Source organism: Neptunomonas sp. (assembly GCF_041601355.1).
Taxonomy (GTDB): domain Bacteria; phylum Pseudomonadota; class Gammaproteobacteria; order Pseudomonadales; family Balneatricaceae; genus Neptunomonas.
Window position 1 is genome coordinate 1 of the sequence record NZ_JBFIIH010000091.1, and the last position, 17252, is coordinate 17252.

General features: G+C 46.3%; 21 protein-coding genes. 2 read left to right on the plus strand and 19 right to left on the minus strand.

What is annotated here, in order from left to right:
- Window positions 1–111: 111 nt before the first annotated feature.
- Complete coding sequence (locus ABY436_RS13880; protein WP_372739568.1) at window positions 112–627, plus strand: chemotaxis protein CheW; 516 nt, start codon at window positions 112–114, stop codon at window positions 625–627.
- A 112-nt stretch (window positions 628–739) separates the two neighbouring features.
- On the opposite strand, the gene ABY436_RS13885 is transcribed toward ABY436_RS13880, so the two are convergent.
- The 15 genes from ABY436_RS13885 to ABY436_RS13955 form a co-directional block, all read right to left on the minus strand.
- On the minus strand, window positions 740–1840 hold the full coding sequence (locus tag ABY436_RS13885) for a malate dehydrogenase (protein ID WP_372739552.1): 1101 nt from the start codon (window positions 1838–1840) through the stop codon (window positions 740–742).
- A gap of 109 nt (window positions 1841–1949) precedes the next feature.
- Window positions 1950–2849 carry a radical SAM protein gene (locus ABY436_RS13890; protein WP_372739553.1) on the minus strand — a complete coding sequence of 300 codons (900 nt, stop codon included), beginning with the start codon at window positions 2847–2849 and terminating at the stop codon, window positions 1950–1952.
- Window positions 2840–3649 (minus strand): TatD family hydrolase, encoded by an 810-nt coding sequence (locus ABY436_RS13895; RefSeq protein WP_372739554.1) that lies wholly within the window; start codon window positions 3647–3649, stop codon window positions 2840–2842. The genes ABY436_RS13890 and ABY436_RS13895 overlap by 10 nt, the downstream gene beginning before the upstream one ends.
- A gap of 11 nt (window positions 3650–3660) precedes the next feature.
- On the minus strand, window positions 3661–4011 hold the full coding sequence (locus tag ABY436_RS13900) for a PilZ domain-containing protein (protein WP_090726045.1): 351 nt from the start codon (window positions 4009–4011) through the stop codon (window positions 3661–3663).
- A gap of 21 nt (window positions 4012–4032) precedes the next feature.
- Window positions 4033–5052, minus strand: coding sequence for a DNA polymerase III subunit delta' (locus ABY436_RS13905; protein WP_372739555.1), 1020 nt, complete (start codon window positions 5050–5052; stop codon window positions 4033–4035).
- Window positions 5052–5690, minus strand: a complete 639-nt coding sequence (tmk, locus tag ABY436_RS13910; protein WP_372739556.1) for a dTMP kinase — start codon at window positions 5688–5690, stop codon at window positions 5052–5054. The genes ABY436_RS13905 and tmk overlap by 1 nt, the downstream gene beginning before the upstream one ends.
- A gap of 2 nt (window positions 5691–5692) precedes the next feature.
- Window positions 5693–6727 carry an endolytic transglycosylase MltG gene (gene mltG, locus ABY436_RS13915; protein WP_372739557.1) on the minus strand — a complete coding sequence of 345 codons (1035 nt, stop codon included), beginning with the start codon at window positions 6725–6727 and terminating at the stop codon, window positions 5693–5695.
- Complete coding sequence (gene pabC, locus ABY436_RS13920; RefSeq protein ID WP_372739558.1) at window positions 6724–7554, minus strand: aminodeoxychorismate lyase; 831 nt, start codon at window positions 7552–7554, stop codon at window positions 6724–6726. Before pabC ends, mltG begins: the two co-directional genes overlap by 4 nt.
- A gap of 17 nt (window positions 7555–7571) precedes the next feature.
- Window positions 7572–8810, minus strand: coding sequence for a beta-ketoacyl-ACP synthase II (fabF, locus tag ABY436_RS13925; protein ID WP_372739559.1), 1239 nt, complete (start codon window positions 8808–8810; stop codon window positions 7572–7574).
- A 97-nt stretch (window positions 8811–8907) separates the two neighbouring features.
- Window positions 8908–9141 (minus strand): acyl carrier protein, encoded by a 234-nt coding sequence (gene acpP, locus ABY436_RS13930; RefSeq protein ID WP_090726035.1) that lies wholly within the window; start codon window positions 9139–9141, stop codon window positions 8908–8910.
- A 166-nt stretch (window positions 9142–9307) separates the two neighbouring features.
- On the minus strand, window positions 9308–10051 hold the full coding sequence (gene fabG, locus ABY436_RS13935) for a 3-oxoacyl-ACP reductase FabG (protein WP_372739560.1): 744 nt from the start codon (window positions 10049–10051) through the stop codon (window positions 9308–9310).
- A 20-nt stretch (window positions 10052–10071) separates the two neighbouring features.
- On the minus strand, window positions 10072–11001 hold the full coding sequence (gene fabD / locus ABY436_RS13940) for an ACP S-malonyltransferase (RefSeq protein ID WP_372739561.1): 930 nt from the start codon (window positions 10999–11001) through the stop codon (window positions 10072–10074).
- 95 nt (window positions 11002–11096) lie between these two features.
- The gene (gene plsX, locus ABY436_RS13945; RefSeq protein ID WP_372739562.1) at window positions 11097–12131 is read right to left on the minus strand and encodes a phosphate acyltransferase PlsX; all 1035 of its coding nucleotides are present in this window, start codon (window positions 12129–12131) and stop codon (window positions 11097–11099) included.
- 5 nt (window positions 12132–12136) lie between these two features.
- The gene (gene rpmF / locus ABY436_RS13950) at window positions 12137–12316 is read right to left on the minus strand and encodes a 50S ribosomal protein L32 (RefSeq protein ID WP_090726028.1); all 180 of its coding nucleotides are present in this window, start codon (window positions 12314–12316) and stop codon (window positions 12137–12139) included.
- A gap of 18 nt (window positions 12317–12334) precedes the next feature.
- A complete protein-coding gene (locus tag ABY436_RS13955) occupies window positions 12335–12856 on the minus strand; it encodes a YceD family protein (RefSeq protein WP_090726026.1) in 522 nt (173 codons plus the stop codon).
- Between the two features lie 121 nt (window positions 12857–12977).
- On the opposite strand from ABY436_RS13955, the gene ABY436_RS13960 reads away from it, so the two are divergent.
- Window positions 12978–13556 (plus strand): nucleoside triphosphate pyrophosphatase, encoded by a 579-nt coding sequence (locus ABY436_RS13960; RefSeq protein WP_372739563.1) that lies wholly within the window; start codon window positions 12978–12980, stop codon window positions 13554–13556.
- Window positions 13557–13704: 148 nt separating this feature from the next.
- Here the strand turns inward: ABY436_RS13960 and ABY436_RS13965 are convergent, their stop codons facing one another.
- The 4 genes from ABY436_RS13965 to ABY436_RS13980 form a co-directional block, all read right to left on the minus strand.
- Window positions 13705–14721, minus strand: a complete 1017-nt coding sequence (locus tag ABY436_RS13965) for a S49 family peptidase (protein WP_372739564.1) — start codon at window positions 14719–14721, stop codon at window positions 13705–13707.
- Window positions 14718–15344, minus strand: a complete 627-nt coding sequence (locus tag ABY436_RS13970) for an HAD-IIIA family hydrolase (RefSeq protein WP_372739565.1) — start codon at window positions 15342–15344, stop codon at window positions 14718–14720. Before ABY436_RS13970 ends, ABY436_RS13965 begins: the two co-directional genes overlap by 4 nt.
- Window positions 15345–15628: 284 nt before the next feature.
- Window positions 15629–16372 carry an SDR family oxidoreductase gene (locus ABY436_RS13975; protein ID WP_372739566.1) on the minus strand — a complete coding sequence of 248 codons (744 nt, stop codon included), beginning with the start codon at window positions 16370–16372 and terminating at the stop codon, window positions 15629–15631.
- Window positions 16373–16387: 15 nt separating this feature from the next.
- Window positions 16388–17203, minus strand: coding sequence for an enoyl-CoA hydratase-related protein (locus ABY436_RS13980; RefSeq protein ID WP_372739567.1), 816 nt, complete (start codon window positions 17201–17203; stop codon window positions 16388–16390).
- Window positions 17204–17252: the final 49 nt, after the last annotated feature.

Sequence of the window (17252 nt, forward strand, 5' to 3'; positions counted from 1 at the left end):
AAAACATATAACCCATTCGGAAAATGTTTTTTAACTACTCAGCTAATCAAAAGTGGACAGACCAACATGAGCTTACAAGCTGAAGCAGAACACCTGCAATCCATAGAAAGCATGCAGCAAACTCAGCAGGATAAGAAAGAGCGGGCCAAACGCGCCAATCAGGAAGAGATTGCCTACCATCAATGGGCAACGTTCAAAGTCAATAAAGAGCTTTATGGTATAGATGTCATGAAGGTCAAAGAAGTATTGCGCTATACCGACATAACGCCTGTTCCCGGCGCTGAAGATTATATTTTAGGCATTATCAACCTACGTGGTAATGTCGCCACCGTCATTGACACACGCCGTCTCTTCAGGATGCAAACAGCTGCTGTGGATGATAATACACGCATCATCATGGTTGATTACAATGAAGAGGAAGTGATCGGACTTGTCGTTGATAGCGTTGATGAAGTAATCAATATTCCACAAAATGATATTGAACGCGCCCCCAATCTTGCGGCTGAAGAGTCGGGCAGACGCTTTGTACAGGGTGTTTGTTATTACAACAAACTGTTAACCATTTTGCTGGATATCAACAAAATTATGAGCAGCATCACGCCTGCCAGTGAAGAAGAATTACACTGATTCGAATTTAATTGAAACGGGTTAAGCTGAATTGAGTTAATGTCAGATCAACAAAACCTCTGAATCACTTCAGAGGTTTTTATTGTTATCCGGACGTTTTTTTGATGACGGCCTACATTACTCGGTTGGTTGTCATAAATTTACTATTCTGGTCCGGCCCTGTTCCGTCAGCATAAAGCGTTACCCCTGAACGCAGACAGATGGATAGATTCAGGTGTGACGCTTCTGTTTCTTTAGGCAACAGGTGTTCAATCACCGCTTTTTCCTCTAACAGCTCTTGCTCAGTTTCATCCAAACGCTGCCGGCTAAAGTCATTTATCTCAATGCCACGAACGATCTGATAACGTCCATAGTTACAACGCACAGGGAAAGAATAGAAAATACCTTTCTCAATCCCGTAACTACCATCACTCAGAATACCCATGCTAACGATTTCACCCGGGTCGGTACCCAGCACCCAATCACACATCTGGTTTACAATAGCCTGGGCTGCAGAGGCAGCACTGGATAATCCTCGTGCTTGTATAATCGCTCCACCACGCTGCTGAACCTGAGGAATAAACGTATCTTTATACCAATCAAAATCGATCTGCGGTAACGCGGGCTCACCCAAAATAGTCGCATGATGAAGGTCAGGGTACTGTGTCGGCGAGTGATTACCCCAGATAATGATTCCGCTGATATCACGTGCGGTTGCACCCGACTGGCTGGCAAGAATGCCTTTCGCACGGTTATGATCAAGTCGTGTTAAACAGGTAAATTGTGAAGGGCTAAGGTCAGGCGCGTTACGACTGGCAATCAACGCATTGGTATTAGCCGGGTTGCCCGTCACCAATACTTTTACATCACGGTTTGCGAAATCATTGAGAGCTTTACCCTGGCGGGCAAAAATCTCCGCGTTCACCTCGAGCAGATCACTGCGCTCCATACCGGGACCACGCGGACGTGCCCCAACCAGCAACGCATAGTGAGCATTTTTAAAACCATCTTCAACATTATCATGCAAAGTAATCGTGTGAAGTAAAGGATAAGCACAATCCTCAAGCTCCATCGCAACACCACGCAGGGAATCCATAGCATGAGGTAGTTCGATCAGCTGAAGAATAACAGGCTGGTCTTTGCCCATCATCTCTCCCGCTGCAATTTTAAATAAAAGGCTATAACTGATTGCGCCAGCGGCACCGGTAACGGCAATTCGAACGGGACGTCTCATGGGTTTTTCCTGCTATTGTGACTTATTATAATTACAACTAAGGCTTATAGCATACCAACACTGATCAATGAAATATATCGGCCCATAAAAGCACCAAAGAAGTAAGTAATCAGAGACTTCTGTCGCTGGAGTGACGTAAAAAGACAGATGACGCGCCGCTAATGGCATTCTCCAGCTGCGCCAATAAGTGTGATTTATCGGTGCCTAACACGCCTTTCAACACTAACAGATTAGACGCATGATCGCTTCGGAAAATAGTTTTCTTCAATTCAAGTGCCCGAATAAACTGCTGCATCTCCCGAAACAACTGAATATCACTCATCTCCTCAAAACGCCCTTCAAAGGCTTCTTTGTAGCGCTGATCACCTTTAGAAAAGAATAGCACCAGGCTCGCCAGATATTCGGGCTGAGTCGCATTGATCAAGCGGGCCGTCTGTTGTGCATGCTGCTTACTCAGAGCTTGCCCACCTAAACCATTAATCACCATAACAGAGCGTTTAATACCCGCCGCCTGGAGTTTGACCAATGCATCATAGGTGGACTGATAAGTTTCACCTTTATCGATCAACGCCAACAACTCATCATCGCCCGTCTCAACACCGACATAGACCATCGATAAGCCAAGTGCTTGCAGCTCAGCTAATTCTTCTACGGTCTTTTTCTTCACGTTTCTCGGTAAGCAGTACGCCGTCACCCGCGTAACCATTGGAAGATGCTCTTTTATCGCTTCAAGAGTGCTTTTGAGGCGACGAAAAGAGAGCGCCATCGCATCGCCATCGGCAAGAAAAACGCGACGCGTGTTGGGCAGCTCTTCACCACATCGCTGTATTTCAGCGAGGATTTCAGCGTCTGCTTTTGGTTTGAATTTTTTCTGAGGTGCCGTGTACATTTCACAATACACGCATTTGTTCCAGCTGCAGCCATTAGTCACTTGCAGAATCAGGGAGTGCGCTTCGCTCGGCGGCCGAAATAAAGGCTCTATATAATCCACCGGCGGCATCATCCACATGAAGGGATACCGTCCAGCTGAGCGGCTTTGCTAAATAAACGATAAAAATTCTCAGAGGTAGCTTCTGCTACTTTTTCAACGGACACACCTTTTAAGTCAGCGATGCACTGAGCCACTTCCACTACATACTTAGGCTCATTCTTTTTGCCTCGGTAAGGTATCGGTGCAAGATAAGGGGCATCTGTTTCGATCAGTATGTTTTCCAAAGGAATCGCTTTAACTACATCACGCAGTTCTTGTGCATTACGAAATGTAACGATACCTGAAAAAGAGATCAGATAATTCATATCAAGTGCTGCTTTTGCCATCGCCAAAGACTCTGTGAAGCAGTGCAATACGCCACCAGAGTCACCTCCGTGCGCTCTGATTAATGAGAGCGTATCTTCTCTGGCATCACGGGTATGAACAATCACTGGCATGCCGAGCTGATCCGCTGCACATAGATGATTAATAAAGCTTTGCTGCTGAAGCTCTTTTGTCTGTGACTGATAATAATAATCCAGACCGGTTTCTCCAATAGCAACAATTTTTGAGTGTTGCTTTACACCATCCAGCAGGCTTTGCACCGATACAATTGCCGCTTCATTCTCCACATGCAGAGGATGAACCCCTAATGAAACAAAAACCTTAGGCTGATCCTGAATCAGTTGATACATCCCTTTAAACTGCTCAAGATCGATTGAAACACACAGCAGCCGCGAAATATCTCTGTCAAAAGCCGCAGCGAGCATAGCGGAAAAGTTATTATCGTAAGGAGAAAGGTCTAACTTGTCGAGGTGACAATGTGAATCTATATACATAAGACTACATATTAAAGTGTATTAGTTGGACGTCCGGAATTCAGAGCGCCTGCCAGGTGAGTTTCTATTTTTTGAACGAGTGTTGTATCCTCAGGAGAAAGCTGTATACCAATACCCGGCTTTTTTCCTCCCTGAGGCGCTTTTGGAGTCACCCAGATAACTTTACCCGTAATAGGTATTTTGTCCGGATCATCCATCAAGGTCAGCAGCATAAAGACCTCTTCTCCTAACTGATAAGCCCGAGCCGTAGGTATAAAAATACCACCATTGGCCACAAAGGGCATATAAGCTCTGTAGAGATCTTCTTTTGTCTCGATGTTGAGTGACAATATACCATGGCTTATGCGCGGAACGACTGACATTGTGTCTTGAGAACCCCTTCTCTAGGCTCGCACTAATGCGGACCAATCTATGAGTATACGTTCTAACAATAGCTGCTTATTTGGATTTTGTCTGCGCTGCAGACCTAAGCGCTCAACCTGAACAAGGTCAGCTAAGGTAAAGATTTTAACTTTCGTGCTGTTTTTAGCAATACCCTTTAACATTTTTTGCATATCCATATTACGAATAAGCTCATCACTACCCAGTAATAGTATGCGCACAACGTCTGCTAACAATCCTTGCAACCAGCCCAGCAACAGATCCAGATCAGCCTTGAGAAACTCACCAGCAACTTCAACCGGCGTTTTCCGTTGCCTGAGTATATCTCTTAATGCCGTTAGAAAATCAGCTCTTAGTGCTTGATGGCCTTGTTTCTTAAACGACAACCCCGTTAAAGGGGCGCCATGTACAACATTGAGTAGTTGTAATGCTTCCTGAGCATCGACAGACAGTTGCTGAGATAACCATTCAACCGCAACAGTTTCCGCTGGCGGATGACAATCCAGTCGTTGACAACGACTTCTGACGGTAGGCAGTACCTGGCCTAATTGATGTGTAATTAAAATAAGTAGCGTGTCTCGCCCAGGCTCTTCCAGAGTTTTTAACAACGCATTCGCCGCAGAGATATTCATTGATTCAGCAGGTTCAAGCACCACAATACGATAACCGCCCTGTTGAGCGGTATTGTGCATAAACTCAGTCAACTGACGTACCTGATCAACTTTAATCGGCTTGCCCGTTTCTTCCGGACGCAAAAAGTACAGGTCAGGATGCCCACTGGAGTTTAATAAAATACAACTCCGGCACTGTCCACAAGCCTTTAATGACTGAGGCCGATGACACATAACATAACCTGCTATCGCTTCAGCTAAACGTGCTTTGCCAATTCCGGGCATACCGCTGAGTAATAACGCATGCGGTAGGTGCTTATCATTATGCAAACGAACAACTCTTTGCCACTGATCTTCAAACCAAGGGTAAATAGCCGCATCTAATGAATGATAACGGTCACCGATCTCCATTAAACAATATCCAGTTTTTCTGCTAGCGCAGCGGCTATTTGCTGCTGAACACCCTGCAATGACTGTGAAGCGTCAATCAGTGCAAAACGATCCGGCTCAGCTCTTAAACGGTGATGATAGCCTTGCCTGACTTTATCAAAAAAATCCAACTTTTCACGCTCAAACCGATCAGGCTCTCCACGTTGCATCACTCTTGCCATCCCCTCTTCAACAGGTATATCCAGCAAGATAGTCAGATCAGGACGAAGATCACCTAAAACATATTGCTCTAACTGCTGAATACGGTTCCAGCTTATCCCTCTGCCAGCCCCCTGATAAGCGAAAGTAGCATCAGTAAAACGATCACTCAGCACCCACCCTCCTTTTTCCAGAGTAGGTTTAATCACCTGATCAACATGCTGCGCTCGTGCAGCAAACACCAGTAGTATTTCTGCATCATCGCAGACGACTTCCTCCCGGGGCTGTAGTAATAGCTCACGAATTTCTTCAGCTAATGGTGTTCCACCCGGCTCTCTGGTCAAACGCAGATCAATCCCTTTATCAGCCAAATATTGACGGATAAATTCTACGTTTGTGCTTTTCCCAACACCTTCAGTACCTTCAATGGTGATAAAGCACCCTTTATTTACCTTGTCCATTATTACTCCGGTGTTGAACGGTATTGTTGCTTTCGTTTCAGCTGATATTCCCTGACCGCTTGATTATGCTTAGCCAGCGAGGGAGAAAACTGGTGATAACCGTCGCCTTTGGCAACAAAGTACAATGATTTAGTCACCTCAGGATTCAATGCAGCACTAATGGCTTCCCGCCCCACCATTGCAATCGGCGTAGGCGGAAGGCCGTCAATTGTATAAGTATTGTAGGCAGTCGGCGTTCGTAAATCCTTACGGGTAATATTTCCCTGATATTTATCACCAATACCGTAGATAACGGTTGGATCGGTTTGCAAACGCATGCCAATTGATAAGCGCTTAATAAAGACACCTGCTATCAGCGGCCGCTCCTCTGCTACTGCGGTCTCTTTTTCAACAATAGACGCCATTATTAACGCTTCATAAGGTGATTGATAGGGTAAAGAAGTATCCCGAGCCCGCCATGAGGACGTTAGCGCCTGCTGCAAGGCTTTATAGCTACGCTCGAGTAAGGCAAGATCTGTTGAATCACGCTCAACCTGGAACGTTTCCGCTAAAAACAAACCTTCCGGATGCGGCTCAGTAACACCCAGAGCAGTTAAAATTTCTGTATCGGTTTTACCCTTAAGTGTTTGTTTAATCAGATCTGCTTGGTTTTCGAGTGAAGCCCGGAGCTGTTTAAATGTAGTCCCTTCAATAATGGTAAAACTATGCTGAACGGCCTCACCGTTAACCATCATCATCAATAGCTCTGCAGGTGTCAGATCTTTTTCGATAAAATACTCGCCCGCTTTGATTTTGACACCTAACTTATTGAGACGTGCATAAGCTTTAAAATAGAATGGATGGGCAATAATGCTCGCTTGCTCTAAGTTTTCTGACATACGGTTAAAAGACGTACCTTTTGCGACGACAAAAGATGGAATATTTTGTTCTAAAGCGATCGGTGTTTGCATATAACGATGCATATCCTGCCACACCCACCCCAACACGGCAGCACTCAGCGCAAACATAATAACAACAAAAATCAGTAACCGTCTCAAACGCTATATTCCTCTTTCAGTAACGCCTGTAGTCTGCGTGTTTGCGGGCCAATTTGCCATTCCATCGCCTCTAACTTCCTGACAGGCCAAATATCTATTAAGGAGTTACAAATAAAAACTTCTTCGGCCTTATTCAGTACTATCTCAGTAAACCGGCCTGTAAGCACAGGATTGTTCTGTCTGGCAGCCATATCAATAACAGCCCCACGTAGCACACCAGCGACACCAGATCGGTCCAGCTCCGGCGTATAGAGTCGCCCCTGCTCTATCCAGAAGATATTACTCATCGTGCCTTCGATCAGAAATCCGTCAGCATCTTTCATCAAGCCTTCTGAAATATCAGCTGTATCCCACTCTTTTCTGGCAAGCACCTGTTCCAAACGATTCAAATGTTTTATACCGGCCAGCAGCGGATTGATCGACAAAGGCGTCTGACACCAGCGGAGTACCACGCCTTCTACCGCCTTATGCGTAAAGTCGGGTGCTATCGATAAAGATGAGATCGTTGTAGGTCGAAGGTTGTTTGCTGCAAAGTAACCACGCGGTCCTGCTCCCCGGGTGACAGTCAGCTTTAGCACCGCCAGAGAGTGAGGATTAAGAGCTAAAAGATCGCTGATATCAGCCTTAAAGCGGTCTTTAAGGCCATCAAAAGCGATTCCCAAACGCTCACAACCCAGCGCAAGACGGCTAAAATGAGCATCTAACAGCAACGGCTTATTTTGAAAAACTTTAATTGTTTCAAATAAGCCATCGCCATAACACAAACCCCTATCCATCACGTCTAAGGAATGGGATTTTTCACCATTAACTCTTGTCAGATCTGACACTTCCAAATCCGGCACTGTCAGATTTTGCGAAAGACAAGAGTACCGTTGGTTCCACCAAAACCAAACGAGTTCGATACGGCGGCTTCGATGACACAAGGTTGAGCGTCATGCGCCACGTAGTTCAGATCACACTCTTCTGATGGATTGTCCAGATTGATGGTCGGTGGTGCAACCTGATCGCGAATAGCTAAAATAGAGAAAATTGCCTCAACAGCACCGGCAGCACCCAACAGATGGCCCGTCATGGACTTAGTTGAGCTCATACGCAGACCTGATACAGAATTACCAAATACTAATTTAGCCGCATTGGTTTCGGCAAGATCTCCAGCAGGTGTTGAAGTACCGTGAGCATTGATATACTGCACCTGCTCAGGATTTAAGCCCGCATCGCGGATAGCATTCGCCATCGAACTTGCCGCGCCTTCACCTGTTGCGGGAGGAGCTGTCATATGATGCGCATCATCGCTCATGCCTAACCCAGCCAGTTCACAATAGATATTTGCACCACGCGCCTTAGCATGCTCATACTCTTCGATAACAAGAACACCGGCACCATCGCCCAATACAAAGCCATCACGATCCCGATCCCATGGGCGGCTGGCGCTTTGAGGATCGTCATTTCGCGTTGATAACGCACGTGCTGCGGCAAATCCTCCCAAGCCTAACTCAGTCGTGGCCATTTCAGCACCACCCGCGAGCATCACATCCGCATCACCATACTGAATCATGCGCATAGCAGATCCGATATTATGAGTACCTGTTGTACAGGCAGTAGTGATCGCAATATTAGGACCCTTCAGGCCATACTTAATCGCCAGGTTACCCGAAATCATATTTATAATACTGCCAGGCACAAAAAACGGAGAGATCTTTCTTGGCCCACCGTTTTTAAGCGTGTTGTAGGTACTTTCAATCAGCGTAAGCCCACCAATACCCGAACCAACAGCACAACCAATACGCGATGCATTAGCATCCGTTACTTCCAGACCTGAATCTTTAATGGCCTGAGATGCTGCGGACATACCATACTGAATAAACAGATCCATTTTACGTGCATCTTTTGGATTCATGAATTCAGCAGCATCGAAATTTTTTATTGGGGCTGAAAAACGTGTAGAAAACTGAGAAGCATCAAAATGTTCAATCGTCGCTGCCCCACTTTTACCGGCAAGGATACTATCCCATGTATCCTGGACAGTGTTACCTACCGGCGTCAGCATACCCATTCCGGTAACTACCACTCTTCTGCGAGACATAGCGCCACTCCAGTGAAAAATCCATATAAATAGAAAAGCCGCACTCTACGTATATAGATGCGGCTTTTCGGTAAAACTTTAATCTAATACGGCTCGATTACTGATGAGCAGTTACGTAATCGATTGCCAGCTGAACAGTCGTAATCTTTTCAGCTTCCTCATCTGGAATCTCAGTTTCAAACTCTTCTTCAAGAGCCATTACCAGCTCAACAGTGTCGAGGGAATCTGCACCCAGATCTTCAACGAAGGAAGCAGCGTTGGTTACTTCTTCTTCTTTAACACCCAACTGTTCCGCAATGATTTTCTTAACGCGCTCTTCAATATTGCTCATAGCTCTTCCTATCTTCTTATCAACCCTTCACACCGAAGGTATGAAATCGTGATTTTATTAGAACCCACCTGTACATAGCAAGCAGGCATTTTGAATTCATTTCAGCTGACGGCCAATTATCAACATATTATCGAAAAAAACAATTCCTAAAATCAAATTGTCTGATTTAGCTCATGTACATGCCACCATTGACCTGAATTGACTCCCCGGTAACGTAGGCTCCTCCCTCACTCGCAAGAAAACCTACAACCGACGCAATCTCTTCAGGGCGCCCCAGACGATTCATCGGAATCTGCGACTGCAAAGCTGCTTTCTGCTCTTCTGGAAGCCCACTGGTCATATCGGTATCAATAAATCCCGGCGCAACACAGTTCACCGTAATATTACGCGAACCAATTTCACGCGCAAGCGCTCGTGTAAAACCTTCCATGCCCGATTTTGCAGCAGCATAGTTAGCTTGGCCAGCATTACCCATTGATGCGACAACTGAACTGACGCTGATAATACGCCCCCAGCGAGCTTTTGTCATACCCCTGAGACAACCTTTAACAACACGATATACCGATGTTAGATTCGTATTCAATACCGAATCCCACTCATCATCTTTCATGCGTAACATTATATTATCACGGGTGATGCCTGCATTATTCACTAAAATCGCGACAGCACCAAATTCGTCCTGAATTGCTTTAATAACAACATCAACAGATTCACTTGACGACACATCCAGGGTTATTCCTTTACCGCTAATACCGGCTTGCTGGAGGTACTCAGTAATCGAACCCGCACCTGAGTCGCTGGTTGCGGTACCAACCACAATAGCCCCCTGGCGCCCTAACTCTAACGCTATCGCTTTACCAATTCCACGTGTAGCACCAGTAACAAGGGCTATTTTGCCTTCAATACTCATTCCAATATCCTTTTCTGTCACTATACCAAAGCAGCTTCAAGACCCGCAGAATCATTAATTGCTTTCAAAACCAGCGGTTTATGAATCTTCTTATTCAACCCAGACAATACCTTGCCTGGACCGCACTCGATAGTCGCCTCCACACCCTGAGCCACCATAGCCTGAACACTATCGGTCCATAGAACCGGGCTATATAACTGGGCCAGCAAATTAGAGATCAACTGTTCTTCATTTTCCGGCTGCGATGCAGACACATTTTGAATAACCGGGATTTCGGGCATAACAATAGTGATATTGGCCAACGCATCTGCCAATTTCTCAGCAGCAGGCTTCATTAAAGAACAATGAGACGGCACACTGACAGGCAAAGGAATAGCACGCTTAGCACCCGCCTCTTTACAGGCGACAATCGCCCGCTCTACCGCTTCTTTCTCCCCCGCAATAACAACTTGCCCCGGGCAGTTATAATTAACCGGAGAAACCACTTGTCCCTGCTGAGCAAGCTGACAACTCGCCAGAATGGCATCATCAGCCAAGCCAAGAATAGCAGCCATGGCACCCGTACCAGCCGGTACAGCTTGCTGCATGTACTCGCCACGCAATCTAACTAAAGTAACCGCATCGCTGAACTTAATCGCACCCGAACATACCAGCGCCGTATACTCACCCAAACTATGCCCAGCCATGATCGCAGGCTTTGCTCCGCCTTTTTCAAGCCATAAACGCCACAAAGCAACGCCGGCTACCAGCAATGCAGGCTGAGTTCTGTCGGTTTGATTCAGATCAGCTTCCGGACCATTCTGCACCAGTTCCCATAAATCATAACCAAGAACAGCTGAAGCTTCGGCAAATGTATTTTGGATTATTGGATTTTCAGCAGCTAATTCAGCCAGCATACCTAGCTGCTGGGAACCCTGCCCGGGAAAAACAAAAGCAAAAGACTGCGACATAAATGCCCTCAACTCGCTAAAATCTGATAAACAGCATAACCTTCGTTATGCCCAAAAAGTGTGTAGTTTACAATATTGCCAGAAAATTTGAACGCCTAATCACGTCGAGACGACAGGTAGCCCGATAAGCGCTCACTTATTCTTCCCGGAACGTTCTGCAAAACCTCCGCAATAGCACGATCCAGCGCATAGCCAAAACATCGCTGATCTGCACTTCCGTGGCTTTTGATGACGATACCTTGCAACCCCAGTAACGTTGCACCATTGCGCCTTGAAGGGTCCAGCTGAACCTGAATCTCCTTTAAGACAGGGCGCGCCAACATAGCCAAGAAACGACGATATAAATTACGCGTAAAACCGAGCCGAACTTTGCCAGAGATCAGACGAGCCAGACCCTCGCTACTTTTCAGCGTAACATTCCCGACAAAGCCGTCACAAACAACAATATCAGCTTTACCGGCAAACACATCGTTTCCTTCAACATAACCGATGTAGTTCAGCCCCTGCTGCTGACGCACAAGGTCATTCGCAAGCCTCACTTGCTCATTTCCTTTAACCATCTCCTCACCAACATTCAGCAAACCAATCGTAGGTTGTGGCTTATTATCAACGGCCTCAACCATGACACTGGCCATGATCGCAAACTGCAACAGATGCGCCGCGCTACAATCCACATTCGCACCCAAATCCAGCATATAACAATGGCCATTCATGGTAGGCACTGAAGCAACAATAGCGGGCCGCTCAATACCAGGCAGCATCTTCAGGGTCAGCCGCCCAAACGCCATCAAAGCTCCCGTATTACCTCCACTGACGCATGCATCCGCCTGCTTTTCAGCGACCGCTTTAACCGCAAGGCCCATTGATGAGTTCTGCCGATGCCGAATAGCCGATGATGGCTTTTCATCCATAGAAACTGAGTCACCAGAAGGCACAAGCACCAGCCTGGACATGATAGATTCAGCGAACCGCTGTTTTGACAATAGACTTTCTAACTGATCAATTTCGCCAATCAGCAAGATTTTAAGATAAGGGTAACGTTTTAATGCAGAAAGACATGCAGGGAGGATCACGTGGGGACCGAAGTCCCCACCCATCGCATCAACCGAGAGAGTGACGCGATTCAACAACGATATTATTCGCTATCTTGATTTACAACCTGACGGCCGCGGTAGAAACCGTCAGCTGTCACTTGGTGACGACGGTGAACTTCACCTGTCGTTGCGTCTACAGATAATGTCGGACCAGTCAAAGCATCGTGAGAACGACGCATATCGCGGCGTGAACGAGACTTTTTGCTTTTCTGTACTGCCATGGTGAGTTAACTCCTAAATCATTTCTTATTGGCCTTAAGCTGGGCCAATACTCTAAACGGGTTCGGTTTTTCATTTTTTGGCTCTTCAGCCATATCCGCATCACCGAATTGGGTTTGAATACTACAATCTGCATGGTATGGAACTAACGGCAGACTGAGAATCAACTCCTCTTCAATGACGTGCAATAGCTCGATCTCTTCGTCCTCAACGATCAATGGATCATAATAGCGAGGCAGTTGCTTTGCCTTCTCCTCATTGAACGCGATAGCCAGATTGAACTCAGCCTGGACATCGACTTCGACCGCTTCCAGGCAACGCTGACACGTCATGTGAACATGACCTTTGGCATCACCTGTTATAATACGAATCCTTCGTTCATCCAGCGAAAAAAGCAGATTGACATCAATAACATCACCATCTTGACACAGATAGGATCTTACTCGTGGCATCTCTTTAACACTGACCTGACCGGCAATTCGGACTTCCCGCTCAGCAAGCTTTCGCGGATCAACTATTTTCGGTATGTTACCGTACGACATAAGCGCGCAATTCTAGGGCCCAGCGGCCCTCCTGTCAAAGGAAAATGAGGTTTCGTTCTTAAAAACGTTTCCTATTTTACGCGTTTGCACATCAATAGATAAGTCCTTCAGGAAAAGAAACATGCAACCACTGGTTTTAGCCTCCGGCTCACCTTACCGTCGCGCCCTTTTAGACAAGCTTCAACTGCCCTATCGCTGCCATAGCCCGAACATTGACGAGAGCCGACTTCCCGGTGAAACGCCGCACCATCTGGTGATGAGACTTGCTGAAGAAAAAGCACGTGCCGTTGCCATAAAGCACCCCGGTAGCATTATTATCGGCTCCGATCAGGTTGCTGTACTCAATGAACATGTGATGGGAAAACCAGGCAGCAAAGAAAAAGCTATTCAACAACTACAACAAGCTTCGGGAAAGCGTGTCACTTTTCTGACAGGCTTATCAGTAATTGATACGCGCAACACCACGATTCAAACAGAGGTCATTCCTTATCATGTGTACTTTCGCCTCCTTAACAGAAAGATGATAGAAAACTATATCGACAAAGAGAGTCCACTGGATTGCGCCGGCAGTTTTAAATCTGAAGGGCTTGGTATAGCTTTATTTGAAAAACTAGAAGGCGATGACCCTAACGCACTGGTAGGCTTACCACTGATCTGTTTAACAAGCATGCTCGCTAAATGTGGTATATCTGCCATATAACATAACTGTACGGGATTCTTAAACCGTGCTATCAGAATCAGGGCTATAAAAAAGGGACTATATAAATAGCCCCTTTTTAGTAGTTAGTAATGCCTATACAGCCCCGTTAAAGCGCTCCTATGTAGCCCCGAAACCTCAGATCTGCTCCTTAGCGCAATGAATAGCCACTCGTCAAACCCATCTGAGCCGCCAGGGTCTTACCAAATGAGACGCCGAATTTTTCAATCACTTTATCCAATGGAGACATTTTAGAAGAATAATCAATGAGCTTTTCCTGGCCAACAATCTCCCGAGCCACGTAACTGGCACTTCCCAAGCCATCAATTAAGCCTTTTCTAACAGCCTGCTCACCCGTCCACACCAATCCACTAAACAGATCAGGCTCGTCAACCAACTTATCGCCACGACCTTTTTTCACCTGATCAATAAACTGCTGATGCGTTGTATCCAAAACAGATTGCCAGAATACTTTATCGCTCTCTTTCATCGGACTGAAAGGATCAAGAAAACCCTTATTTTCGCCCGCCGTCATAGCCCGGCGCTCGACACCAACTTTATCCATCAGATCAACAAAGCCAAACCCACCCGAAACAACCCCGATAGAACCTACAAGACTGGCTTTATCGGCATAAATTGCATCCGCCGCTGCTGCAATATAGTAGGCACCAGAGGCACCGATATCCATAATCACGGCATACACTGGCTTAGCCGGATATAAAGCACGTAAGCGCTTTATCTCATCATAAACATAGCCAGATTGCACCGGACTGCCACCAGGACTATTAATACGCAAAATCACAGCCTTGGCTTTATCTGCTTTAAACGCATCGCGCAGAGACCAGATAATACTATCCGCATTGGCAGCATCATCGGCAGAGATGGGACCGGCAATTTCGATAACCGCCGTATGCTCGCCTGTTTTACCTGGCAAGTCGCTTGTAAAAGACGTATTAAAAAAATAGATACCTAAAATGGCGATCAGATATGCAAAGGTCAGGCCTTTAAAAAAGATTCCCCAGCGCCGCGCCCTGCGCTGCTCAACAAACAATCCATTGAGCATTTTCTCGATGAGTTTCCACTCTTTGCCAGCCCCCTTGCTCGCCGCTTTTTCTAACGTTTTATCCAACGCTTCATCCTTTTCTTCATCCCAATGATTTTCACTCACACCACTTCTCCTGATTTCAAATCCAGCCATGCCTCCAGATCTGGAAAGGCATGCATTTCCAGAACGGGATTATATTGCTTCAAACGATTTATATGGTGCGCGCCATAGCTCACAGCGATGGTATCCATGCCGGCCTGCACACCCATTTTCAGATCAAATTCTGTGTCACCAATCATCACGGCATCGTCGGCAGAGATTCCGCTCTCTATTAAGATCTCTTCCAACATATGAGGATGTGGCTTAGAGGTTGTTTCATCGGCACAACGGGTTATTTCAAATAACCAGCCCAGCCCCGTATCAGCTAACACACGATCCAGGCCATGCCGACTTTTACCCGTAGCAACAGCGAGCCGATAACCTTTCTTATGAAGACTTTCAAGCGTTTGCTGTACTCCAGGAAATAACGATGTAGGTGTGCTATCACCTTCCATATAGTGGTAAACATAGCGATCACGCATCGGCACCAACAGATCACCACTGATACCCGGATACAATGCCTGTATCGCTTCTGGCAGCCCCAGTCCGATAATCTCTCTGGCTTCATGGTCCTGCAAGTGCCTGAGATCCAGATCTCTGGCAGCCGACTGCATACTGGATACGATGCGTGCGGTCGAATCAATCACAGTGCCATCCCAGTCAAAAATAAGTAACGAATACACAATAGTTATCCCACAATCCGAAAAATCAACTTACTAAGAAGTATACGACACATATTGGAGACACACGTTCAAAATATAAGAGGCTTCACATTGATAAGCGCCGGACAATAACACAAGCCGGCTGAATACGAGGACATTCGGACTAAAAGATTTTAAAGCGGTCATTAAAAAGGGCGTAAACAGGATGCTTAAACGCCCGCTTACCCCTTAGGTAGAGAAGATTATTTCTAGTGGCAATTACAACGCCATCAGCTTTCCTGAATAACCGGACGAATATGCAACTCACTCACATCTATGTAGTCAGGTTGCGTTATCGCATAAAAAATAGCATTAGCTATATCTTCAGGCTTTAGAATCGCCGAACCTTCGGCGTACATATTAGCCTTTACCGCATCACGGATTTTCTCATGCTGAATGCTATCAGGAAGCTCCGTAGCAACCGCACCCGGCTGAATATCCGTCACCCTTACACCATAACGAATGGCCTCTTTTCGCAAGGTATCTGAAATAGCACGCACAGCATGCTTGGTTCCGGCATATACCCCAGCACTGGGGTAGGTTTGGCGAGCCGCAATAGAGCTAATATTAACAATATGGCCATTTTTACGTTCAGCCATGCCAGAATAAACCGCATGAATAGCGTAAAGCACACCTTTAATATTAACGTCTATCATCTGCTCCCACTCATCAAGCCTCCCTGCCAGTATTGGGCTAATAGGCATGGTACCGGCATTATTAATTAAGATATCAACACCGCCTATAGCTGCAAGTTTTTCACCCACAGCAGCCATTCCGGCACGATCAGAAACATCAACAGGCTCTACATGTACCGTAACACCCATTAAACGCAATTCACCTGCCAACAACGTTAAGCGATCTTCACGACGAGCACTCAACACCAAAGTAACACCTTCGTTAGCCAATCGCCTTGCCGTGGCTTCACCGATACCAGAACTGGCACCGGTAATCCAAGCCCTTTTGCCCTTTAGCATGAACAATACTCTCCGTTAACGATGCTTGAAATCCGGCTTACGCTTTTCAGCAAACGCCGTCATACCTTCTTTGCAATCTTCAAACGCAAAAGAAGATGCAAAGTTACGACGCTCAAACGCAAGACCGTCACGCAATGACGCATCCACTCCCATATTGACCGATTCTTTTATCATGTAAACAACCGGACGAGAGTATGACGCAATTTTACGTGCTGTTTTGAAAGCCGCTTCAGCTAGCTCATCGACGGGTACGATACGTGATATCAAGCCGCTACGCTCAGCCTCTTCTGCATCCATCATGCGGCCACTGAGGCACATCTCCATCGCTTTAGCTTTCCCAACAGCCTTGGTCAGGCGCTGAGTTCCGCCAGCGCCCGGAATAGTACCGATACTCACTTCCGGCTGACCAAATTTTGCAGACTCAGCCGCAATAATAAAGTCGCATGCCATGGTCATCTCACAGCCGCCACCCAGCGCAAAACCAGCGACCGCAGCAATAACAGGCTTACGCGCCTCATCGATTGCACGCCAACAGTCACGCTGAATATAGGGAAAATCAGCCATATACAGTTGAGGGAAAGTCAGGTCTTTCATCTCATTAATATCAGCACCTGCAGCAAATACCTTATCACCACCGGTGATAATGATGCAGCCCACCTCTTCTGCTTTGTCCAGGGCGTCCACCGCTTCACCCACTTCACGGGTCAGGGTTTGGCTCAATGCATTCATCACCTTAGGGCGATTCAGGGTTATCGTCCCAACGCCTTCTTTGATATCAACCAATATAGTTTCATAATTAATAGTTTCGTAATTAACAGCTTCGTAACTCATACTTATTTTCCTTTGCGACAACCCTTTACAACGACTCTTTACAACAACC

Excerpts from the sequence above, each read along its gene's own strand:
- ABY436_RS13880 (WP_372739568.1), top strand. The coding sequence starts at position 112 with ATGCAGCAAACTCAGCAGGATAAGAAAGAGCGGGCCAAACGCGCCAAT.
- ABY436_RS13885 (WP_372739552.1), bottom strand. The coding sequence starts at position 1,840 with ATGAGACGTCCCGTTCGAATTGCCGTTACCGGTGCCGCTGGCGCAATC.
- ABY436_RS13890 (WP_372739553.1), bottom strand. The coding sequence starts at position 2,849 with ATGTGGATGATGCCGCCGGTGGATTATATAGAGCCTTTATTTCGGCCG.
- ABY436_RS13895 (WP_372739554.1), bottom strand. The coding sequence starts at position 3,649 with ATGTATATAGATTCACATTGTCACCTCGACAAGTTAGACCTTTCTCCT.
- ABY436_RS13900 (WP_090726045.1), bottom strand. The coding sequence starts at position 4,011 with ATGTCAGTCGTTCCGCGCATAAGCCATGGTATATTGTCACTCAACATC.
- ABY436_RS13905 (WP_372739555.1), bottom strand. The coding sequence starts at position 5,052 with ATGGAGATCGGTGACCGTTATCATTCATTAGATGCGGCTATTTACCCT.
- tmk (WP_372739556.1), bottom strand. The coding sequence starts at position 5,690 with ATGGACAAGGTAAATAAAGGGTGCTTTATCACCATTGAAGGTACTGAA.
- fabF (WP_372739559.1), bottom strand. The coding sequence starts at position 8,810 with ATGTCTCGCAGAAGAGTGGTAGTTACCGGAATGGGTATGCTGACGCCG.
- acpP (WP_090726035.1), bottom strand. The coding sequence starts at position 9,141 with ATGAGCAATATTGAAGAGCGCGTTAAGAAAATCATTGCGGAACAGTTG.
- fabG (WP_372739560.1), bottom strand. The coding sequence starts at position 10,051 with ATGAGTATTGAAGGCAAAATAGCCCTTGTTACTGGTGCTACACGTGGA.
- fabD (WP_372739561.1), bottom strand. The coding sequence starts at position 11,001 with ATGTCGCAGTCTTTTGCTTTTGTTTTTCCCGGGCAGGGTTCCCAGCAG.
- rpmF (WP_090726028.1), bottom strand. The coding sequence starts at position 12,316 with ATGGCAGTACAGAAAAGCAAAAAGTCTCGTTCACGCCGCGATATGCGT.
- ABY436_RS13955 (WP_090726026.1), bottom strand. The coding sequence starts at position 12,856 with ATGTCGTACGGTAACATACCGAAAATAGTTGATCCGCGAAAGCTTGCT.
- ABY436_RS13960 (WP_372739563.1), top strand. The coding sequence starts at position 12,978 with ATGCAACCACTGGTTTTAGCCTCCGGCTCACCTTACCGTCGCGCCCTT.
- ABY436_RS13975 (WP_372739566.1), bottom strand. The coding sequence starts at position 16,372 with ATGCTAAAGGGCAAAAGGGCTTGGATTACCGGTGCCAGTTCTGGTATC.
- ABY436_RS13980 (WP_372739567.1), bottom strand. The coding sequence starts at position 17,203 with ATGAGTTACGAAGCTGTTAATTACGAAACTATTAATTATGAAACTATA.